The organism is Streptomyces sp. bgisy159, assembly GCF_965341775.1.
In the GTDB taxonomy this organism is placed as follows: domain Bacteria; phylum Actinomycetota; class Actinomycetes; order Streptomycetales; family Streptomycetaceae; genus Streptomyces.
In genome coordinates, this window is the sequence record NZ_CBDQZH010000002.1 from 76,014 (window position 1) to 101,423 (window position 25,410).

A 25,410-nucleotide genomic window follows, 5' to 3' on the forward strand; every position below is an offset into this window, starting at 1 on the left:
CCTGACCTGGGAAAATGGTCTGCTCCGAGCTACGTCCGGGCCGATTGTCAGTGGGTGGGCCTACGGTCTTCGGTATGACTCAGCAGGGGGTGCGCCGGACCGCGGACCAGGTGCTGGAACTGGCGCCTGACGACGCGTCACGCAAAGCGGGGAGCAAACTCGCCTCGGCCGGTGCGTGGTCGGGGACGGGCAGCAGCGAGGAGGGGGTGGTGTGGGGTCTGTGCAAGGGGAGCGGCCGTACGCCGTACCGGACGGTCGTGGACCTGGCGGACCCCGCCGGCGGACCGGCGTACCGGTGCGGTTGCCCGAGCCGCAAGTTCCCGTGCAAGCACGCTCTCGGGCTGCTGCTGCTCTGGTCGGGCGGTGAGGCGGCGGTCCCCGGAGGGCGGGCGGCGCCGGAGTGGGCGGAGGCATGGCTCGCGGGCCGGCGCGAGCGCCGTGGAGCGGGGGGAGAAGAGGGGGCGGGTGGAGAGAAGGGGCCGGGCGGCGGGGGCGCCCGGCCCCCGGCCGGCCCGGTGGACCGCGAGGCGGCGCGCCGGCGGGCGGAGCGCCGGGCCGAGCGGATCACGGCGGGGGCGACCGAGCTGGAGCAGCGCCTGGCCGACCTGCTGCGCTCCGGCCTGGCCACGGCCGAGCAGGCGGGGTACGGGCTGTGGGAGGAGACGGCGGCCCGCATGGTCGACGCGCAGGCGCCCGGGCTGGCGTCCCGGGTGCGGGAGCTGGGCTCGATCCCCGGGTCGGGCCCGGACTGGCCGGTGCGGCTGCTGGAGGAGTGCGCGCTGCTCCACCTGCTGGACCGGGGCTGGCTGGGCCGCGCGCGGCTGCCCGAGGAGCTGGTGGCGACGGTCCGCTCCCGCGTCGGCCTGACCGGTGCGGCGGAGGGGCCGCCGGAGCGCGACCACTGGCTGGTCCTCGCCCAGTACGACACCGCGGACGCCAAGCTGACGACCCGCCGGATCTGGCTGTACGGCACCGGCACCGGCCGTACGGCGCTGCTCCTGTCGTACGGCGCCGCCGGACGGACTCCGGAGCTGGCGCTCCCGGTGGGGCTGGCCGTGGACGCCGAGCTGTCCGCGTTTCCGGAGACCGGCCGGCGGCGCGCGGCCCTGACGGAGCGCCGTTCCCCGCCCGTCCCCACCAGCGCGCGGCCGCCGGGTGTGTCGACCGGCACGGCGGCCGCCCACTACGGTGACGCCCTGTGTGAGGACCCCTGGCTGGACTCCGTGCCGGTGACGCTGGACGACGTCGTCCCGGTACCGGACGGCCCGTCGTGGCAACTCGCGGATGCCGCCGGGGACACGGCGCTCCCCCTCGCGCCGGGCGCCGCCGCCCGCCCCGGTCTGTGGCGGCTGGTGGCTCTGTCCGGCGGCGCCCCCGTCAAGGTCTTCGGCGAGTGCGGCCACCGCGGCTTCACGCCCCTGACGGCGTGGCCTGCCGGCCCCGGGGAGGCCGTCGCCCTGTGCTGACTCACTCCTCGCGCCCGTCGCCTCCCGCCGCCACGCATACGTGCGGCCGCAGAGGACACCCGGCCCCACACAGCGTCTCCCTCACCACCCGCAGCAACTGGACCGCAAGGAACAAGAGGAACAACCAGCCCGAGGGGACCGACCGGTGCGGCAGCACCAAGAACACCGGCAGCGCCAGGAACACCGGCAGCGCCAGGAAGGGACCCCCATGAACGGCACCACGGCCGCGGCCCCGCCCGGCGCCTGGGAAGCGCTGGTCACCGCGGCGCTCCTGGGCACCGACCGGCGGACGCCCCCCGGGGTGCCGCCGGGCCCCGACGCTCCCTCGGCGCTCCTGGACGCGGCGGCCGCCGAGACCGTACGGCGCCGCGCCGGACTGCGCCCGGGCCCGGCAGCCCGTCGCCCGGATCCGGCCCCCGAGGACCCGCGCCGGCCGCTTCCGCCCGCGGCGGCGCGCCGCCTCGCCCTGCTGCTGGCCGACCGGCCCGGCGCGGCCGGCGGCGGCCGGCGCGGCGCCACCCCCGACCTCATCGAGCTGCTGCCCCAGTGGCTGGCGGCTGCCAACGCGCACGGTTACGGCGCGCCACCGCAGGCGCTTCCGGCCCTGCTGGACGCGGCCCGCGGGCGTACGGACCTGCGGCCGGCGGCGCTGGAGTTCGCGGGGCCACGCGCCCTGTGGCTGGCCCGGCTCAACCCGGACTGGCGGTTCGCCCTGCGCGCCACACCGGGCGGTGGCGCGTCCCTGCCCGGCGCCCAGGACACCGAGCAGGTCAGGCGGCTGTGGCAGGAGGGGCTGTTCGCGGAGCGGGTCGCCCTGCTGGCGGCGCTGCGCTCGCGCACCCCGGACGCCGCCCGGGAGCTGCTGGCCGCCACCTGGCCGACGGAGCGTGCCGAGGACCGGCTGATGTTCCTGGACTCGCTGCGCACGGGTCTCGGCCCGCGCGACGAGCCCTTCCTGGAGCAGGCGCTCGCCGACCGTTCCCGTACCGTCCGGTCGACCGCCGCCGAGCTGTTGTCGGCCCTGCCGGAGTCGGCCCTGGCGGCTCGGATGGCCGCCCGCGCCGCCACCTGCGTGGCACTGGACCTCACGCAGCCGACGCCGACGATCGTCGTGGAGGCGCCGCACGACTGCGACGCGGGCATGGAGCGCGACGGGGTGGTCCCCAGGCCGCCGACCGGGCGGGGCGAACGGTCGTGGTGGCTCGGCCAGCTGGTGGAGGCGGCCCCGCTGGGCGCCTGGCCGGCGCGGCTGGGCGGCCGTGCGCCCGAGGAGATCGTGGCGCTGCCGGTGGCCGACGACTGGCTGTCGGAGCTGCACGCGGCCTGGTGCCGGGCCGCCGTGAGGCAGCGGGACGCGCTCTGGTCACGGGCGCTCCTCGGTTCGCCGTCGGCGCCGGAGGCGGGCGGCCCCGGAGCGGTGTCCCTGGCCGAGCGCGCCAAGCTGCTGAGCACCTTGCCGGCCGGAGAACGCGCCGAATGGGTGGCCGGCTTCATCGCCGCGCACGGTCTGTCGGAGGCGTTCCAGCTGCTCGGCGTGTGCGCGGTGCCGTGGGCGGCGCCGCTCGGGCGGGCCGTGGTCGACGCGCTGAACATCGCCCGCGACGCGGGCAGCTACCCGTGGAGCTTCAGCGGGGTGATGGGGCTGGCCGAGCGCTGTCTCGACCCGTCGGAGGCGGGCCGGCTGGACGCGCTGCTGGCGGTGCCCGAGGAGCCGGAGGACGCCTCGCCCGGTGCCGGGGGCTACTGGGCGGAGGCGTTCCAGCGGCTGGTCACGACCCTGCGGTTGCGCGGGGTGATGCGACAGGAGCTGGAGGCACCATGACGGATCGACCCCAGGTCACGGACTGCGGCTCAGCTGCCCGAGCCGGCCGGCTGCCGGACGTGTGCCCGGACCCAGTCCACGATCGACTGTGTGGTGGCGCCGGGTGTGAAGATCTCGGCGACGCCCTTCTCCTTCAGCGGCGGGATGTCCGCCTCGGGGATGATGCCCCCGCCGAAGACCAGGATGTCCGCCGCGTCCCGCTCCTTGAGCAGCTCGATCACGGCGGCGAAGAGCGTGTTGTGCGCCCCGGAGAGGATGGACAGGCCGATCGCGTCGGCGTCCTCCTGGATCGCCGTGTCGACGATCTGCTCCGGGGTCTGGTGGAGGCCCGTGTAGATGACCTCCATACCGGCGTCGCGCAACGCGCGCGCGATCACCTTGGCCCCGCGATCGTGGCCGTCGAGCCCCGGCTTGGCCACCACCACGCGGATCGGACCGGCTGCCACACCCATCACTGCCTCCATGAAGCGACTACATCCATCCGTACCGGATCCTGCTGAATCCATGCACACCGATTCGTACCGACGGACACCCCGCACCACGCCGGGCGGGGAAGTGAACGAACGTTATCGCCAGCATCCCGCAACCGGCAGTTTCGCGGTGGAGAGGGAGGGGGAAATCACACGGTGGGACACTTTCACCGCGCACGGTTCCCCTTCCTGGCGGGGGAACGGGCGCACCGGGAGCCGCTCCGAGGTCGCCGCACCACCGCGCCACAGGGCCGCGCATCGTGGTGGTACGGCGGATCGGCGAAGGCACGGCGGGCTCGCCTCGCGCGCCCCGTCGTCCACCTCCGCCGCGGCCTCCCACGAGGGCACACGGGGGACACGGGCGTCCCGTCGTGTGCCGACAGGAGGTCGGCCATGAAGGTCACCTGGGCCCTGGAGCCCCTGCTTCCGCTCTGTCAGCGTCTCCTGCCGAGCAGGCTGGCGGGACTCTCCGTGACTCTCCTGAAGGCGACCGCCCTGGAGCTGGCCATCCTCGCGGGCCATCTCGTCCTCTATCCGTCGGGCATCGTCCAGGAACGGCGCACTCCGCCCGCGCTGCCCCCGGGGGACGGCGACACCGCCGAGCCGGCGCAGCTGCCGGCCCAGGGCGCTCCCCCGGTGGTGCTGCTGCACGGGTTCATCGACAACCGTTCCGTCTTCGTCCTGCTGCGGCGCAGTCTCGCCCAGCACGGCAGGCACCAGGTGGAGTCGCTCAACTACTCGCCGCTGACCTGCGACATCCGCACGGCGGCGGAGCTGCTGGGCCGCCACATAGAGGGCATCTGCGCCCGCACCGGCAGCCGACGGGTCGACATCGTGGGACACAGCCTGGGCGGGCTGATCGCCCGGTACTACGTGCAGCGCCTGGGCGGCGACGCCCGGGTACGGACGCTGGTCACGCTCGGCACCCCGCACTCGGGCACCCGGGTGGCGCGGCTGGCGACCGCGCACCCGATCGCGCGCCAGATGCGTCCGGGGTCGGCGGTCATCGAGGAGCTGAAGGAGCCCGCGCCGGGCTGCCGGACCCGGTTCGTCGGCTTCTGGAGCGACCTCGACCACATCATGGACCCGCTGGAGTCGGCCTGCGTCGACCACCCGGACCTGCGGGCGGTGAACGTACGCGTGACGGGGATCGGCCATCTCGCGCTTCCCGTGCACCCGGCGGTCGCCATGGGCGTCCGGCAGGCGCTGGACGCGGAGGGCCCGGCGGCGGATCCGGCCGCCTCGGCGGAGGCCCGGGCCGGTGGTCTGACGGTCGCCTGACCCGTTTCTCTCTCGAACAGCTCTCGAACATAGAGCCAAGGTCGTGCCCGCGGTCCCCCGAAACACGGCCGAATGCCCGTTTCCCCGGGCTCCGAAACCCGTCGAAGATTGTCGTGCCCGCGTACCGCCGGGTACAGTCACCGCACTGCTCTGGCAGCCCCTGTTGTCGAGGCGAAAGAGAAGTTGGTGAACGACCGTCACCCGTCGGGGACCATGACCACCCCGGCATCGGCTTCCGAAGCCGCCTCGGCGCCCTACGCGTCGTACGGCACCCAGGAAGCCGCGTACGACGGCTTCACCTCCTATGACACCGGGTACGACACCGGCGCCCACCCGACGACGGGGCTCGGTGACGCCGCTTACGCGACCGGGACGTACGACACCGGCGGCTACGGCACCGGCACGTACGACACCGGCGCCTACGATTCCGGTCAGTGGTCGACGAGCAGCCACCAGACGCTGAACCACGACCCGTACGCGGCCCAGCACCACGCCGCCTATGACACGGGCGCCTACGACACCACCTCCTGGTCCGCCGGCTACCAGCAGCTGGTCCCCCAGCAGCAGGGCGCCCCCGACACCAGCGGCCAGTGGGACGCGAGCACCTGGCTGCAGGCCGACCAGCCCGCGGGGTCGGCCGACCGGACCCAGCAGTGGGAGTGGGGTACCCAGTCCTTCGACACCGGCGCCTACGACGCCACGCAGTGGAACACCGCGGACGGTGAGCCGACGCCGGGCCCCGGCCCGTACCAGGACACCGGCGACCCCTACCAGGACGACGCCGAGCCGTACCAGGACAACGCCGAGCCGGCGGCCACCGGCGAGCTGCCCGTCGTAGAAACGCTTCCGCACGCCGAGGACGAGGACGGGCAGGCGCCCGGCGAGCTGCTCCTCGACGCGCAGGAGGACGTCACTCCCGTACCGGCCCCCCGGGCGGCTTCGCGCGGTGGCAGCCGCTCCCGGCGCCGTACGCCCGCGAAGCGCTCCGCGCTGTTGACCGTGGCCGTGCCGTCGGTGTGCGTGATGGGTGTCGCCGGGATCGCCGCCGCCTCGGTGGGCACGCTCACCGGGGACGACACGGACACCAGCGCCACCGCCGCCGACGCGCCGGTGGTGAAGGCGTCCGCCGCGAACGACAAGCTGGCCGCCCAGCTGCTCGACGTACGGGAGGGCGCGGACGACTTCAGCGACCGGGTCAGCCGCGAGCAGGAACGCATCGACCTCAAGGCGCAGCAGGAGCTGGAGCGGAAGAAGGCGCTGGCGGAGGCGGCTCGCAAGGAGCGGCTGCGCCCGAAGTACGCCGTCCCGGTGGGCCAGCACGGTCTCAGCGCCTACTACGGCCAGTCCGGCGTCAACTGGATGTCCATGCACACGGGCATCGACTTCCCGGTCTCCTACGGCACCACCGTGATGGCCGCGACCGACGGTGTCGTGCGGACCCAGTGGAACAGCGCCTACGGCAACATGATGATCGTGACCGCCAAGGACGGCACGGAGACCTGGTACTGCCACCTCTCCAGCTACCGTGTGGCCTCCGGTACGACGGTGAAGGCCGGCGACCCGATCGCGTACTCCGGGAACTCCGGCAACTCGACCGGCCCGCACCTGCACTTCGAGGTCCGGCCGAGCGGCGGCTCGCACATCGACCCGCTGGCCTGGCTGCGCAGCCACGGACTGGACCCGACCTGATCCGGCCCCGTCGCTGAGGTGCGCGTGCCCCCGCCGTTCGGCGGGGGCTCACTTGTGGATCGGCCCCGGGCCGGAGCGGGTCAGAGTTTCTCCACCGGCGCGTACCGCAGCAGCAGCCGCTTCGGTTTGGCGTCGCCGAAGTCGATGGTCGCCTCCGCGTTCGCTCCGGTGCCCTTCACCCCGACGACCGTGCCCAGGCCGAACTGGTCGTGGGTGACACGGTCACCGACGGCCAGGGCGACCACCGGTTTGTCGGTGGTGCGGCTGGTGGCGAAGCCGGACGCTCCCGACGCCGACGAACGGGAGCGGGACGACGACAGCGAGGACGCGACGCCGCCGGTCGGCGGTGCCAGGGTGGCGCCGGTGCGCTTCCAGTCCACATGCGTGGGCGGGATCTCCTCCAGGAAGCGGGAGGGCGGGTTGTACGACGGCTGTCCCCAGGCGCTGCGCATCGCCGAGCGGGTGAGGTAGAGCCGCTCACGCGCGCGGGTGATGCCGACGTAGGCCAGGCGGCGTTCCTCCTCCAGCTCCTTGGTCTGCCCGAGGGCGCGCATGTGCGGGAAGACGCCGTCCTCCATGCCGGTGAGGAACACCACCGGGAACTCCAGGCCCTTGGCGGTGTGCAGGGTCATCAGCGTGATGACGCCGTCGCCGTCCTCCTCGTCGGGGATCTGGTCGGAGTCGGCGACCAGGGCGACCTGCTCCAGGAAGTCGGCGAGGGTGCTCGCCTCGTCCTCCCCGCGCTCCTGCTCGAACTCCAGGGCGACGGCGGCGAGCTCCTGGAGGTTCTCGATGCGGGTCTCGTCCTGCGGGTCGGTGGAGGACTGCAGCTCGGCGAGGTAGCCGGTGCGCTCCAGGACGGCTTCCAGCACGGTCGCCGGGCCGGCTCCCGACTCGACGATCGTGCGCAGTTCCTCCATCAGCGCGTTGAACCGCTTGACCGCGTTCGTCGACCGCGCGGCCATGCCGTACGCCTCGTCGACGCGCTTGAGGGCCTGCGGGAAGCTGATCCTCTCGCGCTGGCTCAGGGCGTCGATCATCGCCTCGGCGCGCTCGCCGATGCCGCGCTTGGGCACGTTGAGGATGCGGCGCAGCGGCACGGAGTCCTCCGGGTTGGCGAGGACCCGCAGGTAGGCCAGGACGTCCCGGACCTCCTTGCGCTCGTAGAAGCGGACCCCGCCGACGACCTTGTAGGGCAGGCCGACGCGGATGAAGACCTCTTCGAAGACGCGGGACTGGGCGTTGGTGCGGTAGAAGACGGCGACATCGCCGGCCTTGGCCTCCCCCGCGTCGACCAGGCGGTCTATCTCGTCGGCGACGAACTGCGCCTCGTCGTGCTCGGTGTCGGCGACATAGCCGGTGATGCGCGCGCCCGTGCCCGCGTTGGTCCACAGGTTCTTGGGGCGGCGGGACTCGTTGCGCTCGATGACCGCGTTGGCGGCGGACAGGATGGTCTGCGTGGAGCGGTAGTTCTGCTCCAGCAGGATCGTCGTCGCGTCCGGGTAGTCCTCCTCGAACTGGAGGATGTTGCGGATGGTCGCGCCGCGGAAGGCGTAGATCGACTGGTCGGCGTCGCCCACGACGCACAGCTCGGCGGGCGGCACGTCGTACTCGCTCGGGGGCGCGTCGACGGGGTGCTCGGCGCTGCCGACCAGCTCGCGCACGAGGGCGTACTGGGCGTGGTTGGTGTCCTGGTACTCGTCGACCAGGACGTGCCGGAAGCGGCGGCGGTAGTGCTCGGCGACGTCCGGGAAGGCCCGCAGCAGGTTGACCGTGGTCATGATCAGGTCGTCGAAGTCCAGCGCGTTCGCCTCACGCAGGCGGGACTGGTAGAGCGCGTACGCCTGGGCGAGGGTCTTCTCGAAACCGTCGGCGGCCTGGGCGGCGAAGTCCTCCTCGTCGATCAGCTCGTTCTTCAGGTTGCTGATCTTGGCGCTGAACGACTTGGGCGGGAAGCGCTTCGGGTCCAGGTCCAGGTCCCGGCAGACCAGGGCCATCAGACGCTTGGAGTCGGCGGCGTCGTAGATCGAGAACGACGAGGTGAAGCCGAGCTTCTTGCTCTCCCGGCGCAGGATGCGTACGCACGCGCTGTGGAAAGTCATGACCCACATGGCGCCCGCGCGCGGGCCGACCAAGTGCTCGACGCGCTCCTTCATCTCGCCGGCGGCCTTGTTGGTGAAGGTGATCGCGAGGATCTGCCCGGGGTGCACGTTCCGCTCGGCGAGCAGGTACGCGATGCGGTGGGTGAGCACCCGGGTCTTGCCGGAGCCGGCGCCGGCCACGATGAGCAGCGGGGTGCCGGAGTGGACGACGGCGGCGCGCTGGTTGTCGTTCAGCCCCTCGATCAGCGCGGCGGCGTCCAGGGCGGGGCGCGGGGCGCCGTCGCGGTAGTGGGTGTCCCGGTCCGGGGGCACGTCGAACTTCCCGCCGAACAGATCGTCCGGAACCTGCTCCGGAGCGTGATCGTCCTCGGGCGGCGGCGGGGGTTCCTCCCCGTGCCCGCGGGGGGCCTGGAGGTCCGCCAGGAAGCTGTCGTCAAAGAGGCTGCTCATCGCTCTCCGAGTCTAGGGCGCCTCACTGACAACCGGCCGCCGTACCGGAACATCGGCGTCGGGGGTGAGGATCCTCACCACCTGACGCGCGCGCCGCCCACCTCACCGAACGGGGCCTCACCGTGACCGTCCGAAGCCGGACGAAGAAGGTCACGAAAATGTATCGGGCATATCACCCATCAACCTTCACAGGGGCCACACCGGTTGGCTACCGTGCGGGCGGGCCGTACGACCCCCACCGGCGAACGTCGCCGGGCCGCGCGGCCTCCGCCGAGTCCGGCGCGCCCCTCATGGCGACCGGAGCCGGGGACCCACCGACCTTGGGGTGAATCGGCCCGCCTCCCCTCCCGGGAACGAGCCGTAGGGCAACCCTTCCGATCGTCCGCCCGAACCCGACAGCTAACTCGGTAGGCGGAACATGGAAGGAGTCGCCTCCCTTGGCGTCGCAGCACCGCAAGCCGCGTTCCGCCGGTTCGCGCGTGGCCGGGATCCGCACCCCCGCCCTCGCCACCGCCGCCCTGACCTCCGTGGCCCTGCTCTCCCAGACGGCGAACGCCGCGCCCTCCGACGACGGCAGACCCAGCCTGGAGGAGGTCGAGAAGAAGGTCGACGACCTGTACCGGCAGGCGGAGTCGGCCACCGAGAAGTACAACGCCGCCAAGGAGCGGACGGCCAAGCAGCGCAAGCAGGTCGACACCCTTCTGGACGACGTCGCCCAGCGCACCCAGAAGCTCAACGCGGCCCGCGAGGAGCTGGGTTCCTACGCGGCCGCGCAGTACCGCACCGGTGCGGCCGTGCCGGACACCGCGACCTTCCTGCTCGCGGACTCCGCGCAGGACTACTTCGACCAGTCCCAGCTGATGAACCGGATGACCGACCGTCAGAAGGACGCGGTCGACGACTACATCACCGAGCAGTCGGAGACGATGCGCAAGCGCCGGGAGGCGTCGCAGAGCCTGCAGACGCTGACCGAGACGCAGAACGAGCTCAAGACCGCCAAGGCCACCGTCCAGAAGAAGCTCGGCGACGCGCGCGAACTGCTGGCGGAGCTGACGGCGCAGGAGAAGGCCCGGCTCGCCGAGATCGAGCGGCAGAAGCGGGAGGAGGCCGCCCGCAAGGCCGCGGAGCTGGCCGAGCGGCAGGCGGCCGAGGAAGCGGCCCGACAGGCGGCCGCCCAGCAGGACACCTCGACGCCGGCCGGCTCCACCGCGGACACCTCGGGCTCGACGGCGGCCGCTCCGGCCACCGACTCCTCGTACACCACGAAGGCCGAGAAGGCTCTCGCCTTCGCCCGCGCGCAGGTCGGCAAGCCCTACGTCTGGGGCGCCACCGGGCCCGACTCCTACGACTGCTCCGGCCTCACCCAGGCCGCCTGGAAAGCCGCCGACGTCACTCTCCCGCGCACCACCTGGGACCAGGTCGAGGCCGGCACCACGGTCCCCCTGTCCCAGGCCCAGCCTGGTGACCTCGTCTTCTTCTACGGCGACATCAGCCACGTCGGCCTCTACATCGGCAACGGCATGATGATCCACGCCCCGAAGCCCGGCGCGTACGTCCGTGAGGAGTCCATCTACTACGACGGCGAGTCCTCGATCCACAGCGTGGTCCGCCCGGCCTGACCGCTCCCGGTCTCCCCCGGCCCGGCCGTTTTTGTCGCCGCCCGCGTGCGCGCCCCACTCCGGCGTCGGAGCGGGGTCCGTAGCATCGGTGCATGTCCGGGACGATCACATCGCTGTACGACCGGTGGGGGCGGCGTCCGCCGGCGGCCGGGGCCGCCGTCATGGCGACCGGCATCGTGTCGGTCGGGCTGGACCTGACCGGTTACGACACGCTGTCGCTGATCGCGTTGGCGACAGCGTCGCTCGCGTGGGCACTGCTGGCGGCGGACTTCACCGCGCGGCTGCTGTGGGACCGCAAGCGGTGGCTGGCCGAGGCGGGCACGCCGGGCGCGCTCACCGCCGTGGCCGCGACGGCGGTGCTCGGGACCCGGTTCTCCGCGATGGGCCGGCACACGCTCGCCGGGGCTCTGCTGGCGCTGGCGGTGCTGTGGTGGCCGGTGCTCCTCGTGGACGTCGTGCGGCACCGGCGGGACCGCATGCCGGGCTCGGTGTTCCTGTGCACCGTGGCCACGCAGGCGCTCGCCGCGCTCGGCGCGACGCTCGCCCGGGCGCAGGGCCTGGCCTGGCTCGCGCACGCGGCGCTCGTGGTGTTCTGGCTGGGCCTCGGGCTCTACGCCTTCGCTCTGGCCCATTTCGACTTCCGGGAGATCGCCACCGGCGCCGGGGACCACTGGGTGGCCGCCGGGGGGCTGTCGACCTCCGCACTCGCGGGCGCCAATCTGCTCAGCGCCGACGACACCGGTCTGCGCCTGTGGAACGCCGACGACACGGGCGTCCTGCGCACCGTCACCGCGGCCCTGCTGGTGCTCGCCCTGTGCTGGTACGCCGTGCTGCTGGCCGCCGAGGCGGCGTGGCCGCGCCCGCGCTACGACGTGCGCCGCTGGGCGACGGTGTTCCCGATGGGCATGATGGCCGTGGCGGCTTCGTCGGCGGCCACCGCCGCCGATCTGCCCTGGGCCCGCCGGTCGGAGCACGGGCTGCTGTGGGTCGCGGTGGCCGTGTGGACGGCGGTCGCCGTGGGCGCGGTCGCCTCCGCGCTCGGGGCGATCAGGTCCACAGCACCGCGATGAACACGTTCGCCATGGTGAGCGCCCCGACCAGGCCGAACAGCCGCTTGTCCACCCGCTCCTCGTCGCGCTGCACGTAGACCAGGCCGAGGATCACGATCAGCAGGGCCAGTTTCACCCCGATCTTCACGTTGTTGACGTGGTCGTACTCCGCCTGGTCGAGGCCGACCAGGACCACGCCGGTGACGAGCATGGTGGCCGCGCCGTGCAGCATGGCGGGGACGAACCGGGCGGTGCCCTGGCCCATCGCCTTCATCTGCGTGAGGAACCCGCCGAGGAGCGCGCCGATGCCGATGATGTGCAGGCCGACGAAGAGATGGATGAGTACGTCCATGAGGCCGGATGCTAATCAGCCCCCTGGTCCCCGCCCGACACCGGCCCCGCCGTGAGCGCCCCGTGAGCGCCCCCGGACGGACTGTCCCGCGCCGAATGCGGTGCCATAGCAGCCGTCGCGCCCCGGCCGCCCCGGGTTCCCCGCCTTCGGTCAGCGCCCCGCGTCAACCCGTCGCCCACACCCCGCCCTGCCGGTCAGGTGTGGTCACCGGGCTGTCCGCTTGTGTCATTTCCGTACATCGCGTCACCGACCCCGCACCGGCGGGCCTAGCGTCCTGCAGCAGGTGACCGGCTCCCCACCGCCGCCCGGGCCAGGGGCGGCAGCCGGGCACCACCGCCGAGAGTCCGGCGGCGTCCCGCTCCCCCGTGCGGGCGCCGCCGGGCAACCCCCGCTCCCGGTACCGCGGCGGTCGTACGAAAGGACGTGCAGTCCCAGGTGGCAGCGCACCGCAAGTCCCGACAGCGCTCACTCGGCGGCCATACGGTCCGTACCGCGGCGACCTTCGCCCTCGCGGGCGCGGCGACCGCCACGGCGTTCGACGGCACCGGACACGCCGAGCCGCAGCTGACGCCCGCGCAGGTCAAGGCGAAGGTGGACCAGCTGTACCAGGAGGCCGAGGTGGCCACCGAGAAGTACAACGGCGCCAAGGAGAAGGCCCAGCAGGCCGAGCGGCGGCTGAGGACGCTGCGGGACCAGGCGGCGCGCAAGGCGCAGCGACTGAACTCGGCCCGCGAGGCGCTGGGTTCGATGGCGGCGGCCCAGTACCGCACCGGGACGATCGACCCGGCCGTGCAACTGGCGCTCTCCGACGACCCCGACCAGTACCTCGACGGCGCCGCGTTCGCCGAACGCGCGAACGACCGCCAGTCCGCCACCGTCACCCGGGTGCGCAACGAACTCCGCGAGATCGAGCAGCTGCGCGGCGCGGCCCGCGTCGAACTCGACACCCTCCAGTCCCGTCAGGCTGAGCTGCGGCAGTACAAGAACACGATCACCGGCAAGCTGGACACCGCCCGCCGGCTGCTCGCCCGGCTGACCGCCGAGGAACAGGCCCGGCTCGCGGCCGACGACAGCACCGGGAGCGACGCCCGCGCCTCACGCACCTCCGCGGGCGGACCGCGCGACGGCCTGCGGGCCACCCCCGTCTCCTCGACCACGCAGGCCCCCAACTCCCGCACGGCGGCGGCCGTCGCCTACGCCTACTCCAAGATCGGCAGCCCCTACGTCTGGGGAGCCACCGGCCCGAACGCCTTCGACTGCTCCGGGCTCGTCCAGGCCGCCTACCGCTCCGCAGGCATCTCCCTGCCCCGCACCACCTACGCCCAGATCGACGCCGGCCGACGGGTCTCCCGCTCCGAACTCCTCCCCGGGGACCTGGTGTTCTTCTACTCCGGCATCAGCCACGTGGGCCTCTACATCGGCAACGGGCAGATGATCCACGCCCCCAACCCGTCCTCCTCGGTCCGTGTCGCCCCCATCGACCAAATGCCCTTCGCCGGAGCGACCCGGGTGGTGTGAACGAGACAGCGGGCGCCGCGTCGGGGCGCCGGGGCATGGCCGGAACGGCGGGGGCCGCAACGACCCCGGCTCCGTGGCACGGTAGCGTCACGACCGTCCCCGCCGCGCCTCACCGACCCTCAAGAGAGTCCCGATGTCGCGCTCCCTACTGTCGCCGCCTTCACCGCCGCACTTGCGCGCCTGGCCGGACCGGACCGCGTTGCTGGCCGACCGCGCCCGGGCCCTGGCCGAACTGCACCGCCACAGCCTCGGAGTGCACCGGGTCCTTCTGCTGTGGCTGCTGGCGCTCGCCGCGATCATCGGCTGGGCGCTGCTGGTGCTGCCGCTGCAGCAGTTCGAGGAGCGGGACCCGACGGGCCTCCTCCTCGGCCCGGTCTTCGCACTGCTCGGGCTGGCCTCGCTCACCCCCTCCGTCGTCGCCGTCACCCGCGCCATCCGCCGCGACCGGCAGACGCGCCGGCTCCTCGACGCCTGGCTCGCCCTGGACCACCACCCCCAGACCGACGCCCGCCTGCGCTCCCCCGGCCTGAGCCTGTTCTGGCTGCTGTCCTCCGGCGCCCTGGGCTCGATCGGCCTCTGGGCGTCCGTCGCCTCCGCCGGCCCGGCTGCCGGGCAGAACGGCTACGCCCGCGCCGCCCTCGGCCTGGGCATCGGCACCATCCTGTGGCTGACCGGGCTCATCGGTGCGATCAACGCCGTACGCCACTACCGCTGGGCGGTGCGCGCCCTGCGGGCCGCGCCCGTCAGACGAGGCGCCGGGCCGTCGCCCACCGGGTCAGCTCATGACGGTTGGACAGCTGGAGCTTGCGCAGCACCGCCGACACATGGGACTCCACCGTCTTCACCGAGATGAACAGCTGCTTGGCGATCTCCTTGTACGCATAGCCGCGGGCGATGAGGCGGAGCACCTCCCGCTCGCGCTGGGTGAGGCGGTCGAGGTCCTCGTCGACCGGCGGAGCGTCCGTCGAGGCGAACGCGTCCAGCACGAAACCGGCCAGCCGGGGCGAGAAGACGGCGTCGCCCTCCTGCACCCTGAAGACGGAGTCGACAAGATCCGTGCCCGTGATCGTCTTGGTGACATAGCCCCGCGCGCCACCGCGGATCACCCCGATCACGTCCTCCGCCGCGTCCGACACGGACAGCGCGAGGAAACGCACCGGCTGCTCGGCGTCGGCCATCAGCGCGGCACACCGGCGCAGGACCTCCACCCCGCCACCGCCGGGCAGATGGACGTCCAGGAGGACCACCTCGGGGCGGGTCGCGGTGATGACCGTGACCGCCTGGTCGACGTCGGCGGCCTCGCCGACCACCTCGACGCCGGTCTGCTCGGTCTGCCCGATCTCGGCCTGCACCCCCGTACGGAACATACGGTGATCGTCGACGAGGACCACGCGCACATGGCGTCCGCCCGCACCACCGGTCGTCTCCGCGGGCTCCGCGTTCATCTCGGTCGGGTCGCTCATGACGTCTTCTCCGCCCTCTCCATCTCCAGCTCGACCTCCGTGCCGCCACCGGGCACCGCCCGCAGTCGCGCCGTACCGCCGTGGCGCTCCATGCGGCCGATGATCGATTCTCTGACACCCATGCGGTCGGCGGGTATCGCGTCGAGGTCGAAGCCGGGACCACGGTCACGTACGGACACGAAGACCGTCCTCCCCTCGACTTCGGCGTAGACCTGCACGGCGCCGCCCTCGCCACCGTACTTGGCGGCGTTCACCATCGCCTCGCGCGCGGCCTGCATCTGTGCCGCGGTCTTCTCGTCGAGCGGGCAGTCCCCCACGACGACGACCTCCAGGGGCACTCCGTGCTTGTCCTCCACCTCCGCGGCGTTGCGCTTGACCGCCTCGGCGAGCGTCGTCGGCTCGTCGGCCTCGTCCTTGCCGGTGCCCTCCGGCTTGTACAGCCAGGTGCGCAGGTCCCGCTCCTGGGCGCGGGCGAGCCGGCGGACCTCGCCGGCGTTCTCCGCGTTGCGCTGGATCAGGGTGAGGGTGTGCAGCACCGAGTCGTGGACGTGGGCGGCTACCTCCGCGCGCTCCTGGGCTCGGATGCGCATCAGGCGCTCCTCCGACAGGTCCTGGGTCATCCGGACCAGGTAGGGCCCGGCGAGCAGCGTTATCCCGACGAGTACCGCGAGGGCCGCCTGAAGGACGGAGCCGAGGTGTGCGGCGGAGCCCTGCAGCACGAAGATGCCGACGACACCGGCCGTGACCAGCAGGACACCGCCCACCGTGCGCAGCAGGGCGAGAGTGCGCCGACGGCGGCCGACCTCGATCCAGCGGGCCCGGCGCGCGTTGTCCGCCTGCCGCCAGACCAGGGCGACGCCCGCGCCGACGAGGACGGCCGGCAGCAGATAGGCCTTGGCGCCCCCGCCGAGATCGACATTGCCCACGAAGATGAGGGCCATGACGACCATCAGGAGCAGGGCGACGATCTGCCCCTTCTCCGGTCTGCGGGCCACGAGTCTGCGGCGGCCGTCGGGCGAGATCTCGCTGCTGACGAGCGACGGCGGCCTCTGCGCCTCCACACCGCCGACGCCGAGCGGGACGAAGAACCAGAACGCCGCGTAGAGCAGGGCGCCGAGGCCGTCCGCCATGAACAGGCCGACGAAGACGAGCCGCACCCAGATCACGGGCAGTCCGAGATGCCCGGCGAGCCCCCGCGCCACGCCACCCAGCCAGCGACCGTCACTGCTGCGGTAGAGCTTGCGCGGCGGCCGCGGTTCGAGGAGTGGCGCTGCTGCGGCTTCCGGCATGCCAACGATGGTCACACGGCCGGCGGCGGCCGGGCATCAGGGTTCGTCCCCGAGACGCCCCTGATCTTCAGCCGCGGCAGGGTTCGAACGGCTCCCCGGCCGGGCGTCAGGGCGGATATCAGGGTCCGACCAGGGTCGTTCCGACTGCCACCGGGGCGGCTCACCCGCCACCATGGACGCATGGCAGATCACCAGCACGCCCCGGACACCGGGCCAGACGCGGACACCGCGTCCGACGCGTATGCCGCGGGCGCCGCAGGTGAGGAGCCGCGCGCGCACGAGCGGGCGGGCGCACCCGGGGAGAAGGGTGCGCCGGAGGGCCGGGAACCGCGGGCGGAACGGAGTGCGCCCGAGCAGTCGGACGGGCGCGGGAAGAGGGGGACGTCCCGAGGGGCGGACCGGGGTGAAGGGGCGGGCGTGACGGAGGAGACAGTGACGAACGGGGCGGACCAGGAGGTCGGCGTCCCCACCGGTGGGAGCAGCCGGGGGGACGCGGGCTCCGGCCGGCCGGGCAGCGCGGGGGCCGGTGGTGTCGGCACCACCGCCGCAGGTGCGGGCGGCTCCGCCGCGAGGCCGGACAACCCCGGTTCGGGAAGGGACGGCACGGCTGCGGAACAGCGTGAGGGGGTGTCCGCGGCCGAGGCGTCCGTGCCGCGACTGCGCCGGGACCCGGAGTACAAGATGCTCGCCGGTGTGTGCGCGGGTCTGGCGCGGCAGTGCGACATGGATCCAGTGATCTTCCGGATCACCCTGGCGGTGCTCTCCGCGACCGGCGGCATAGGCCTCATTTTCTACGGGTTCGCCTGGCTCTTCGTGCCGTACGCGGGCGAGGAGGAGAACGAGGTGCGCAAGCTCCTCACCGGCCGGGTCGACGGCCAGGCCCTCGCCGCGGTGCTGTTCGCGCTGGTGGGCTGCGGGGTGTTCCTGACGATGGTGAAGAACGGCGGGGTGCTGACGTTCGCCGTCGTCCTCTCCGTCCTCCTGGCCGGCGCCGGCTACTGGTCGCAGCGCCGCGCCGCCCCGGAAGAGGAGGAGCCGTCACCGAGCTCCGGGCCGCGCCCCGGCCGGCCGAACCCGATAGCCGCGCAGGCCGCCGCCGACGCTCCGCCGGAGGCGAAGGCACCGCCGGTGCCCGCGGCCTACCCGTCCTGGTGGCGCGACCCGATCGTCAAGGACGGCACGCACGTGGGCGGCACCGGCTATCTGTGGGGCCCGCGGGACGCCCAGGGCCGGGACGTCACGACGGCCCTCGACGTCGGACTGGGTGCCTACAGCCACGGACACGGCCGTCCGGATGTATGGGCGGCCCCGCCGGTCCGGGCGCCGAGACCTCGCGGCCCTCGCTGGATCGGGGGCTGGCTGTTCCTGCTGGCCTTGCTGGCGTGCGGCCTGACGACCTCGCTGACCTGGCAGGACCATCCGCTGGGCAGCAGTCTGCAGGCGGGGCTGTCGGCCGCGCTGATCGTGCTGGGTCTGGGGATCGCGGTGAGCGCGTTCCTGGGGCGCACCGGAGCCGGCTCGGTCCTGCTGGCGGTCGTCACGGCGGGTCTGCTGGCGGGTGCCGCCGCGCTGCCGCGGGACATCAGCACCCACTGGATCGAGCGGGAATGGCGACCGGCGGCGGTGACGGACATACGTGAGTCGTACGACCTCGGCACCGGCGAGGGGACGCTGGATCTGTCCCGGGTGAAACTCGCGGCGGGGCAGTCGGTGTCCACCGATGCCGAGGTGGGACTGGGCCGGCTGCGGGTGATCCTCCCGCCGGACGTGACGGTGAAGCTCGACATCGAGGTGGGTCTGGGTGACATCCAGTTGCCGGGTGACGACGAGAAGGACGTGGATGTGCAGCCGGACAGACACACTGAGCTGACCCTGCCGCCGGTCTCGGGCGGTAAGGACACCGGCACGCTCGTCCTGGATCTCCAGGTCGGGGCGGGACAGGCGGAGGTGGCCCGTGCTGCGTCATGAGTTCCGGCCGGGCCGGCTGGTCGCCGGTCTGTTCTTCGCGGCCGCGGGCGTGGTCTGCGCGGGCGACGTGGGCGGGCTGTGGGACAGCGAGTGGTTCGCCGTCATCCCGATCACCGTGGCCGGCCTTGCCCTGGCGGCTGTGACGGCGCTGACGGCCCGCGGTGTACGCAGACGCCGCCGCACCACGGGAGGGTCCGGCCCCGACGAGCCGGGAGGCACGCAGGGCCCGGGGAGCCGCTCCGGCGCGGCGGCGTGAGCCGACTCAGGCACGCGGACGGGTGAGGGCCGGAGCAGAAGCGGCCGGCTGTCGGTGAGCGGACCACCCGTGGCCCGGGCTCAGCGTCGGCGTCTGGCGCGCCAGAGCGCGTCGAGGGACAGGACCGGGGCTCCGGCGAGGACGAGAGGGAGCCAGGACATCAGGTACGGCAGATCATTGCCGTAGTAGTAGGGGTCGGAGGCCCAGCTGACCGTCAGCCAGAGGCTGAGCGAGATCAGGGCGCCGCCGAGGGCGGCCAGACGGGTGAGCAGGCCGAGCAGGGCGCCGATGCCCACGAGGAGTTCACCGGCGGCGATGGCGTAGCCGAAGGCGACGGGGTTGTTGAGGGCGAGGTCGACCAGGGCGGGGACGGCTGAGGAGTCGCGGACGGCCCGCATGGTCTCGCCGATGGAGCCGGGGCCGGAGTCCTTCATGAAGGCGCTGTCGGTGAGCTTGTCCAGCCCGGCGTAGAGGAAGGTGACGCCGAGGAAGAGGCGGAGCGGGAGGAGGGCGTAGCGGGTGGCGGTGGCGCGCCAGTCGCGGGGACCGTCGGTGTGGGGTGAGTGGGTGTCCGTACGCATGCTGTGAGTCATCGCCCGCAAACCGCCTCTCGTCCGGCCCGAGGGATCGATCCCTCGCCGAGCCCCTCAATAGACCATACGTACGAAAGGGGCGATACGTTCACGCGGCTGCGTCCGCCAGGACCAATGTCGGGCCAGGTGGGTCTTGTGCGGCGACGGCCGCGTTCGGCTCCCAGGGCAGGGAGAAAGCGCGGGGGTCCCGGGAAGTGCCGGGCGGATTGTCGAGTGGCGCCAAGGGCTGTCCAGTGGCCGTCCGGGTCAGTCGGTCACGTCGATCGGGTAGCGGTTCGTCTCCACACCGGCCGCCGTCACCACCTGGACGTCGACCCGGCCGGGCTCGACGTCCGCGGGGACCGGCACGGTGAGGACCGCGTCGGTGGGGTTACTGAAGCCGCCCGTGACGGGGACGAGGGGGACATGGACGTGGACGGCGCCGATGCGCACGACCATGCGGGAGAGCCGGTCGGCGCTCTGGGCGCCGGGCGGGACGAAGCCCGCGCCGCGGATCTCGATGTCGTCGCCGGTACGGATGGGGGCGTCGAGGTCGCCGGCTTCCCGGGAGCGGACGACGGAGAGGATGACGGGACGGCCGCCCTCCGCGTATTTGCCGGCGACGTAGGTGGCGGCGGAGACCAGTACCACCACGGCCAGTCCCCAGGGCAGATCGGGGAGCTGGTCGGGGCGGCGGGCCAGGCGGACGGCGGCGAAGACCAGGGCGACGACGCTGATCACGACGTACTGGATGTCGGCGAAGGTGCCGCGTCCCGAGTCGTCGGTGAGCAGGTCGGCGGCTCTGGGCCGGTCGGCGCGCACCTTCTGCAGGCGCTGGGAGAGTACGCGCAGCCCGACCACTCGGCGCACCAGCACGGCGATGCCGCACACCACCGCGAGGACGGTCACCACGCCGGCCCCGCGGGCGAGGTCGAGTCCGGCGATGAGGGTGTCGCGTTCGGTGTGACCGGAGGCGGCGGCGAGGCGGCCCGCCAGGACCAGGACCGCGTAGGCCAAGAGCAGCACCCAGGCCGCGGCGACCGCGCGGGAGGTGGACAGGCGGTTGTCCTCGCCGATGACGGGGGCGAGGACACCGCCGCGCGCTCGGTGGAACCAGGAGGCCGCGGTCAGGACACCGGCCACCAGCAGGGCGGCGAGCAGTCCGGCGGTGCGGGCCGTGGTCCAGCCCGCGCCGACAGCGGTGAGGGCCTGGACGAGCAGCAGGACGACGACGGCCGCCCACACCGTGCAGGCGGTGCGGACCCAGAGGCGGGCCAGCCAGGCCTCACCCTCGGCACGGCCCCGTTCGGCGACGAGTACGGCGGACTGGGTGAGTTCCTCGGAGACCCACTGTCGGGAGGCGGACACGGAGTGCGCCACCGCGGCCGGCAGGCCCTGGCCGGCCGCGAACTCGTCCCGCCGGAGCAGGAACGCGGCCACTGCCCGGCGGTGTCCCTCGCGTGCCCCGTGAGGGCAGTCGTCGCAGGTGCAGCCACCTGCGTGCGCGCCCGTTCCGACGTCCTGTCTCGCCTCCTGCACCGCCACGTGCGACGCCCGCCTTCCCCACGACCCATAAGCGGACGGCGACCTCCGTTGACCCGGCCACCGCCCGTGCAAAAACCGGTGCGACGTGAGCGAATTGTGCCCTACGGGACACCTGTCGCGCCTGCCAGGTCCGACTATCAGACACCCCCGCAAGGGTGAAGTCGCGATCGTCGCGTTGACTGTCCAGCCGATGCGGGGCCGACTGGCCTGCTCGGGCCTGCTGGGGCGCCCTCTTGAGCCTGCTCCGGCCTGCTCGAACCGGCTGCGAGCCGCTCGAGCCGGCTACGGCCCGCTCGCAGAGGTCCGCGGTCGGCTCGTGCTCGGCTGTGTCCGCTGTGTTCGGATGTGCTCAGCTCAGCAGGTCCGGTTCGCTGTTGCTGATGTCCTGCCAGAGTGGCTGGTAGTTGATCCACGCGACCAGGTCACCACCGAGTTGCTCACGGGTGGCCACCGCCTGCTTGTGGTCGATCAGCACCGGCCGTCCGGCGGCCCGGGCGAGGAGCTGGACCTGGCTGGACCGCTCCATGGACAGGAACCACCAGGCGGCGGCGTCCACCGAGTCCCCGACGGTCAGCAGCCCGTGGTTGCGCAGCACGAGCGCCTTGCGGGAGCCGAGCGCGGCGGCGATCCGGCGGCCTTCCTCGGCGTCGACGACGACGCCGGAGTAGGCGTCGTAGAGCGCCATGTCCTCGTAGAAGGCGCAACTCTCCTGGGTGATCGGGTCCAGGAGTTCACCGAGGGCGGCGAGGGCGCGGCCGTGCACGGAGTGGCAGTGGGCGACGGCGACGACGTCGGGACGGGCGGCGTGCACCTGGGCGTGCACGGTGAAGGCGGCCTGGTTGACGTGGTAGCGACCCTCGACGACCTGTCCGTCGGCATTGGCGAGGACCAGGTCGCTCACGGTGACGTGCTTGAACGGCACACCGAAGGGATTCACCCAGAAGCAATCGCTGTACTCGGGGTCGCGGGCGGTGATGTGCCCGGAGACGCCGTCCTCGAAGCCCTGCCGTCCGAAGATGCGCAGGGCGCCGGCGAGCCGTTCCTTGCGGTGCCGGCGTTCGTCCTCGACCGAGTCGTACCTGGGGGGCATCGCGAACCGCAGCTGGTCCGTCGGAAGGGCGGGGGGCGGGGTCGGCCGCGGTGTCCCGTGCATCGGGTCCTCCAGGAGCGGGTGCTGTACGGGGCGGAAATTACCGTCGGTCAGCGCAGGAGAACAGAGCCGTTCTGTGAAGAAGCCACGCGCAACCCTGCCGCGTCCTCAGGTGTCTGGGGTGCGTAATCAGAAGTTCGGCGTCCGGTCCCGGACCGCGCCGAAGAGCACACCGGAGCCCTCAGTGAGTGTCAACCGCCACCTCAAGCCCCTCATGCGGCAGATCGCGACCCAGGACGAGGTCGAGATCGTCGCCCCCGGCGATGCCGAGACGGCCGCCGCGCTGGCCTACGTCGCCGAGTGCTACGGCTTCCGTTACTCGGGGGTGCGGCTGGTCGGCCGGCACAAGGTCCTGCACGTCGACCTGGTCCGCGGCACCGACCCGGCGGCGCAGCAGCGGGCGGCGGCCAACGTGGCCGCGTTCCCCGACCCGGGCAAGGACCGGCCGGTGCCGGGGATGTACCTGGGTTCGCTGAAGCCGGTGCCCGAGACCCAGGCGGAGGTCGACGTCCTGGCCGACCTCATCCGCTACGACCGTCTGGTGGCCGCCGGCAACCCCCGGCAGCTGCGTGCGCTGGCCGCGGGCAGCGCCGTCCTGTTCCTGCTGCTGACCGTGGTGACGGGCAAGTACGCGGTGCTGGTACCGATCACCGTCCTGCTCCCCGCGCTTCTGCTGGGCTCGATACGCGTCAACGCGTCCCACCGCGCGAAGCTGGGCCGACGCCTGACGGCGGCCGGCTGCGCGCAGGCCCGGGACCACCGGGGTGTGGAGCGGTACATGCGCCCGGTGCCGTACGCGGTCTGAGCGGCCCAGCCGCGGGCGGTGGACGCCGCCCGCGCTTCCGCGCACGGTCCGTGCCGCCGACAGCCGACAGCCGACAGCCGACAGCCGACAGCCGACAGCCGGCAAATGCCCGATACCCGGCACTCGATACCTGATACCTGATACCTGCCAGAAGGTGTCGGGTATCGGCGCCACACTCGTCGCATGGCAGCGAACTGGCAGGCCTTCGCCTCCGCCGAACCCGCCCTCGCCCGCATCGTCGAGGACCGCTTCGGCGCCTTCACCCACCATGTCCTGGCGACCCTCCGCAAGGACGGGTCGCCGCGAACCACGGGCCTGGAGGTCCGTTTCCTCGACGGTGAGCTGTGGCTCGGCATGATGCCGGACTCGCTCAAGGCGCTCGACCTGCGCCGCGATCCCCGGTTCGCGCTCCAGGCGAACCCGGGCGAGGGGACGGGTATGGGCGGCGGTGACGTGCGGATCGGCGGGCGCGCGATCGAGGTGGAGGACCCGGGGACCCGGGCCCGGTACGTCGAAGAGGTGGAACCGCCGGAGCCGTTCCACCTCTTTCGCACCGAGCTGACGGAGGTCGTGCGGACCTACGTCGAGGACGACACGTACCTCGTCGTCCAGGTCTGGCGGCCCGGGGAGCGGGTGCGCACGCTCAGACGGGCCTGAGGACCGGACCGGGCTCTGACGCCCGGACCGGACCGGGCCGCGACGGCCTCACTCCCACTCGATCGTCCCCGGGGGCTTGCTGGTCACGTCGAGCACGACCCGGTTGACGTCCCGCACCTCGTTGGTGATGCGGGTGGAGATCCGGGCGAGCACGTCGTACGGCAGGCGCGACCAGTCGGCGGTCATCGCGTCCTCGGAGGACACGGGACGCAATACGACGGGGTGGCCGTAGGTGCGGCCGTCGCCCTGGACGCCGACCGAGCGGACGTCCGCGAGCAGGACCACCGGGCACTGCCAGATCTCACGGTCGAGGCCGGCCGCCGTCAGCTCCTCGCGGGCGATGGCGTCGGCCTCGCGGAGCAGGTCGAGCCGCTCCTTGGTGACCTCGCCGACGATCCGGATGCCGAGGCCCGGGCCGGGGAACGGCTGGCGCTGGACGATCTCCTCCGGCAGCCCGAGCTCCTGGCCGACCATGCGGACCTCGTCCTTGAACAACTTGCGCAGCGGCTCGACGAGCTTGAACTCGAGGTCCTCGGGGAGGCCGCCCACGTTGTGGTGGGACTTGATGTTCGCGGTGCCGGTGCCACCGCCGGACTCGACGACGTCGGGGTAGAGGGTGCCCTGCACCAGGAACTCCACCGCCGGGCCCTCGTCGGCGATGATCTCGGCCTGCGCCTGCTCGAAGACGCGGATGAACTCGCGGCCGATGATCTTCCGCTTCTCCTCGGGGTCGGAGACCCCGGCCAGCGCCTTGAGGAACCGCTCCTCGGCGTCGACGACCTTCAGCTGCACGCCGGTCGCCGCGACGAAGTCCTTCTCGACCTGCTCGGTCTCGCCCTTGCGCATCAGGCCGTGGTCGACGTACACGCAGGTCAGCTGGGAGCCGATGGCCTTCTGGACGAGGGCGGCGGCCACGGCGGAGTCCACGCCGCCGGACAGGCCGCAGATGGCGCGCTTGTCGCCGACCAGTTCACGGATCGCGGCGACCTGCTCGTCGATCACGTTGCCCGTGGTCCAGGACGGCTTCAGGCCCGCGCCGCGGTACAGGAAGTGTTCCAGCACCTGCTGGCCGTGCGTGGAGTGCATGACCTCGGGGTGGTACTGGACGCCGTAGAGCTTCTTCTCGTCGTTCTCGAAGGCGGCGACCGGGACGACGTCCGTGGAAGCCGTCACGGAGAAGCCCTCGGGGGCGGCGGAGCAGGCGTCGCCGTGCGACATCCAGACGGCCTGCTCGGCGGGGGTTCCCTCGAAGAGGGTGGAGGACGGCTTGGAGACCCGCAGGTCCGTGCGGCCGTACTCGCGGGCGCCGGTGTTGTCGACCGTGCCGCCGAGGGCCTGTGCCATCAGCTGGAAGCCGTAGCACATGCCGAAGACGGGGACGCCGGCCTCGAAGAGCGCGCGGTCGAGACGCGGGGCGCCCTCCTCGTACACGGACGAGGGGCCGCCGGAGAGAATGATCGCCGCCGGGTTCCTGGCAAGCATCTCCGAGACCGGCATGGTGCTCGGGACGATCTCGCTGTAGACCCGGGCCTCGCGGACGCGACGGGCGATGAGCTGGGCGTACTGCGCGCCGAAGTCGACGACCAGGACGGTGTCGGGGGCGGCGGCAGCGGGAGTCGCTGGTGACACGGGAGCCTTCCGGCGGTGGGGCGGGGTCGCTGTGCTGGCCAATTCTACCGGGGGTGGCGTCGGGGTCCGCCGTGGCATACTGGCCGCATGCTCGCGCACTCGACCTTCCTCTTTACCTATGGCACCCGGCCCGCCGGCTGCCATGGTCGAGCTGCTTGAGCGACGAACGCCGAGCGACTTCCCAGGCGCCCCGGGCCGACAAGGCCCGGGGCGCCTGTCGTTTCTCCGGGTCCTGCCGTTCCGGGGCACCTTCCTCCG

The 25,410-nt window shown here is 72.7% G+C and carries 21 protein-coding genes and 1 riboswitch; of the genes, 12 read left to right on the plus strand and 9 right to left on the minus strand.

The genetic code is table 11. The annotated features are described in order from the left end of the window. Window positions 1-74: 74 nt before the first annotated feature. The gene (locus tag ACSLTV_RS02360) at window positions 75-1,466 is read left to right on the plus strand and encodes an SWIM zinc finger family protein (protein ID WP_435611525.1); all 1,392 of its coding nucleotides are present in this window, start codon (window positions 75-77) and stop codon (window positions 1,464-1,466) included. A 208-nt stretch (window positions 1,467-1,674) separates the two neighbouring features. Further along, a complete protein-coding gene (locus tag ACSLTV_RS02365; RefSeq protein WP_432134918.1) occupies window positions 1,675-3,288 on the plus strand; it encodes a DUF5691 domain-containing protein in 1,614 nt (537 codons plus the stop codon). Between the two features lie 29 nt (window positions 3,289-3,317). On the opposite strand, the gene ACSLTV_RS02370 is transcribed toward ACSLTV_RS02365, so the two are convergent. Then, entirely contained in the window at window positions 3,318-3,740 is a 423-nt protein-coding gene (locus ACSLTV_RS02370; protein ID WP_432134919.1) for a cobalamin B12-binding domain-containing protein, read from the minus strand. 411 nt (window positions 3,741-4,151) lie between these two features. On the opposite strand from ACSLTV_RS02370, the gene ACSLTV_RS02375 reads away from it, so the two are divergent. After that, window positions 4,152-5,039, plus strand: a complete 888-nt coding sequence (locus ACSLTV_RS02375) for an esterase/lipase family protein (protein WP_435611526.1) — start codon at window positions 4,152-4,154, stop codon at window positions 5,037-5,039. 72 nt (window positions 5,040-5,111) lie between these two features. Further along, window positions 5,112-6,728 (plus strand): peptidoglycan DD-metalloendopeptidase family protein, encoded by a 1,617-nt coding sequence (locus tag ACSLTV_RS02380; protein WP_435611527.1) that lies wholly within the window; start codon window positions 5,112-5,114, stop codon window positions 6,726-6,728. An 80-nt stretch (window positions 6,729-6,808) separates the two neighbouring features. On the opposite strand, the gene pcrA is transcribed toward ACSLTV_RS02380, so the two are convergent. Next, complete coding sequence (gene pcrA, locus ACSLTV_RS02385) at window positions 6,809-9,280, minus strand: DNA helicase PcrA (protein WP_435611528.1); 2,472 nt, start codon at window positions 9,278-9,280, stop codon at window positions 6,809-6,811. Window positions 9,281-9,538: 258 nt separating this feature from the next. Continuing rightward, a riboswitch (cyclic di-AMP (ydaO/yuaA leader) is annotated at window positions 9,539-9,709 on the plus strand. 8 nt (window positions 9,710-9,717) lie between these two features. Here pcrA and ACSLTV_RS02390 point away from each other — a divergent pair. Together ACSLTV_RS02390 and ACSLTV_RS02395 are read left to right on the plus strand one after the other, a co-directional pair. Then, on the plus strand, window positions 9,718-10,899 hold the full coding sequence (locus tag ACSLTV_RS02390) for an NlpC/P60 family protein (RefSeq protein ID WP_435611529.1): 1,182 nt from the start codon (window positions 9,718-9,720) through the stop codon (window positions 10,897-10,899). Between the two features lie 92 nt (window positions 10,900-10,991). After that, complete coding sequence (locus ACSLTV_RS02395; protein ID WP_432155397.1) at window positions 10,992-11,969, plus strand: hypothetical protein; 978 nt, start codon at window positions 10,992-10,994, stop codon at window positions 11,967-11,969. Here ACSLTV_RS02395 and ACSLTV_RS02400 read toward each other — a convergent pair. Further along, entirely contained in the window at window positions 11,947-12,300 is a 354-nt protein-coding gene (locus ACSLTV_RS02400; RefSeq protein WP_432134933.1) for a hypothetical protein, read from the minus strand. The genes ACSLTV_RS02395 and ACSLTV_RS02400 overlap by 23 nt on opposite strands. Window positions 12,301-12,735: 435 nt before the next feature. Here ACSLTV_RS02400 and ACSLTV_RS02405 point away from each other — a divergent pair, with 435 nt between their 5' ends. Beyond that, the gene (locus ACSLTV_RS02405; protein WP_432134934.1) at window positions 12,736-13,818 is read left to right on the plus strand and encodes an NlpC/P60 family protein; all 1,083 of its coding nucleotides are present in this window, start codon (window positions 12,736-12,738) and stop codon (window positions 13,816-13,818) included. Window positions 13,819-13,990: 172 nt separating this feature from the next. Beyond that, a complete protein-coding gene (locus tag ACSLTV_RS02410; protein WP_432134935.1) occupies window positions 13,991-14,671 on the plus strand; it encodes a hypothetical protein in 681 nt (226 codons plus the stop codon). Here the strand turns inward: ACSLTV_RS02410 and ACSLTV_RS02415 are convergent. Both ACSLTV_RS02415 and ACSLTV_RS02420 read right to left on the minus strand, forming a co-directional pair. Beyond that, a complete protein-coding gene (locus ACSLTV_RS02415) occupies window positions 14,562-15,281 on the minus strand; it encodes a LuxR C-terminal-related transcriptional regulator (RefSeq protein WP_435611530.1) in 720 nt (239 codons plus the stop codon). The two genes, ACSLTV_RS02410 and ACSLTV_RS02415, sit on opposite strands and share 110 nt — an antisense overlap. After that, the gene (locus tag ACSLTV_RS02420) at window positions 15,278-16,570 is read right to left on the minus strand and encodes an ATP-binding protein (RefSeq protein WP_432134937.1); all 1,293 of its coding nucleotides are present in this window, start codon (window positions 16,568-16,570) and stop codon (window positions 15,278-15,280) included. Before ACSLTV_RS02420 ends, ACSLTV_RS02415 begins: the two co-directional genes overlap by 4 nt. A gap of 681 nt (window positions 16,571-17,251) precedes the next feature. Between ACSLTV_RS02420 and ACSLTV_RS02425 the strand changes: the two genes are divergently transcribed. Continuing rightward, window positions 17,252-18,538, plus strand: a complete 1,287-nt coding sequence (locus ACSLTV_RS02425; RefSeq protein ID WP_435611622.1) for a PspC domain-containing protein — start codon at window positions 17,252-17,254, stop codon at window positions 18,536-18,538. Further along, entirely contained in the window at window positions 18,525-18,794 is a 270-nt protein-coding gene (locus ACSLTV_RS02430) for a hypothetical protein (RefSeq protein WP_435611531.1), read from the plus strand. Before ACSLTV_RS02425 ends, ACSLTV_RS02430 begins: the two co-directional genes overlap by 14 nt. A gap of 80 nt (window positions 18,795-18,874) precedes the next feature. On the opposite strand, the gene ACSLTV_RS02435 is transcribed toward ACSLTV_RS02430, so the two are convergent. The 3 genes from ACSLTV_RS02435 to ACSLTV_RS02445 form a co-directional block, all read right to left on the minus strand. After that, window positions 18,875-19,387 carry a DoxX family protein gene (locus ACSLTV_RS02435; RefSeq protein WP_435611532.1) on the minus strand — a complete coding sequence of 171 codons (513 nt, stop codon included), beginning with the start codon at window positions 19,385-19,387 and terminating at the stop codon, window positions 18,875-18,877. A gap of 246 nt (window positions 19,388-19,633) precedes the next feature. Further along, window positions 19,634-20,911, minus strand: a complete 1,278-nt coding sequence (locus ACSLTV_RS02440) for a hypothetical protein (protein ID WP_435611533.1) — start codon at window positions 20,909-20,911, stop codon at window positions 19,634-19,636. A gap of 349 nt (window positions 20,912-21,260) precedes the next feature. Further along, on the minus strand, window positions 21,261-22,064 hold the full coding sequence (locus ACSLTV_RS02445; RefSeq protein ID WP_432134941.1) for a class II aldolase/adducin family protein: 804 nt from the start codon (window positions 22,062-22,064) through the stop codon (window positions 21,261-21,263). 181 nt (window positions 22,065-22,245) lie between these two features. Here ACSLTV_RS02445 and ACSLTV_RS02450 point away from each other — a divergent pair, with 181 nt between their 5' ends. Then, window positions 22,246-22,866 carry a hypothetical protein gene (locus tag ACSLTV_RS02450; protein WP_432134942.1) on the plus strand — a complete coding sequence of 207 codons (621 nt, stop codon included), beginning with the start codon at window positions 22,246-22,248 and terminating at the stop codon, window positions 22,864-22,866. A gap of 183 nt (window positions 22,867-23,049) precedes the next feature. After that, a complete protein-coding gene (locus ACSLTV_RS02455) occupies window positions 23,050-23,523 on the plus strand; it encodes a pyridoxamine 5'-phosphate oxidase family protein (RefSeq protein WP_432134943.1) in 474 nt (157 codons plus the stop codon). Window positions 23,524-23,571: 48 nt separating this feature from the next. On the opposite strand, the gene guaA is transcribed toward ACSLTV_RS02455, so the two are convergent. Then, the gene (guaA, locus tag ACSLTV_RS02460; protein WP_432134944.1) at window positions 23,572-25,152 is read right to left on the minus strand and encodes a glutamine-hydrolyzing GMP synthase; all 1,581 of its coding nucleotides are present in this window, start codon (window positions 25,150-25,152) and stop codon (window positions 23,572-23,574) included. Between the last annotated feature and the right edge of the window lie 258 nt (window positions 25,153-25,410).

Coding starts and splice junctions, on each gene's coding strand:
- ACSLTV_RS02360 (WP_435611525.1), top strand. CDS start 75: ATGACTCAGCAGGGGGTGCGCCGGACCGCGGACCAGGTGCTGGAACTG.
- ACSLTV_RS02365 (WP_432134918.1), top strand. CDS start 1,675: ATGAACGGCACCACGGCCGCGGCCCCGCCCGGCGCCTGGGAAGCGCTG.
- ACSLTV_RS02370 (WP_432134919.1), bottom strand. CDS start 3,740: ATGGGTGTGGCAGCCGGTCCGATCCGCGTGGTGGTGGCCAAGCCGGGG.
- ACSLTV_RS02375 (WP_435611526.1), top strand. CDS start 4,152: ATGAAGGTCACCTGGGCCCTGGAGCCCCTGCTTCCGCTCTGTCAGCGT.
- ACSLTV_RS02380 (WP_435611527.1), top strand. CDS start 5,112: ATGCCCGTTTCCCCGGGCTCCGAAACCCGTCGAAGATTGTCGTGCCCG.
- pcrA (WP_435611528.1), bottom strand. CDS start 9,280: ATGAGCAGCCTCTTTGACGACAGCTTCCTGGCGGACCTCCAGGCCCCC.
- ACSLTV_RS02395 (WP_432155397.1), top strand. CDS start 10,992: ATGTCCGGGACGATCACATCGCTGTACGACCGGTGGGGGCGGCGTCCG.
- ACSLTV_RS02400 (WP_432134933.1), bottom strand. CDS start 12,300: ATGGACGTACTCATCCATCTCTTCGTCGGCCTGCACATCATCGGCATC.
- ACSLTV_RS02415 (WP_435611530.1), bottom strand. CDS start 15,281: ATGAGCGACCCGACCGAGATGAACGCGGAGCCCGCGGAGACGACCGGT.
- ACSLTV_RS02420 (WP_432134937.1), bottom strand. CDS start 16,570: ATGCCGGAAGCCGCAGCAGCGCCACTCCTCGAACCGCGGCCGCCGCGC.
- ACSLTV_RS02425 (WP_435611622.1), top strand. CDS start 17,252: ATGCTCGCCGGTGTGTGCGCGGGTCTGGCGCGGCAGTGCGACATGGAT.
- ACSLTV_RS02435 (WP_435611532.1), bottom strand. CDS start 19,387: ATGACTCACAGCATGCGTACGGACACCCACTCACCCCACACCGACGGT.
- ACSLTV_RS02445 (WP_432134941.1), bottom strand. CDS start 22,064: ATGCACGGGACACCGCGGCCGACCCCGCCCCCCGCCCTTCCGACGGAC.
- ACSLTV_RS02455 (WP_432134943.1), top strand. CDS start 23,050: ATGGCAGCGAACTGGCAGGCCTTCGCCTCCGCCGAACCCGCCCTCGCC.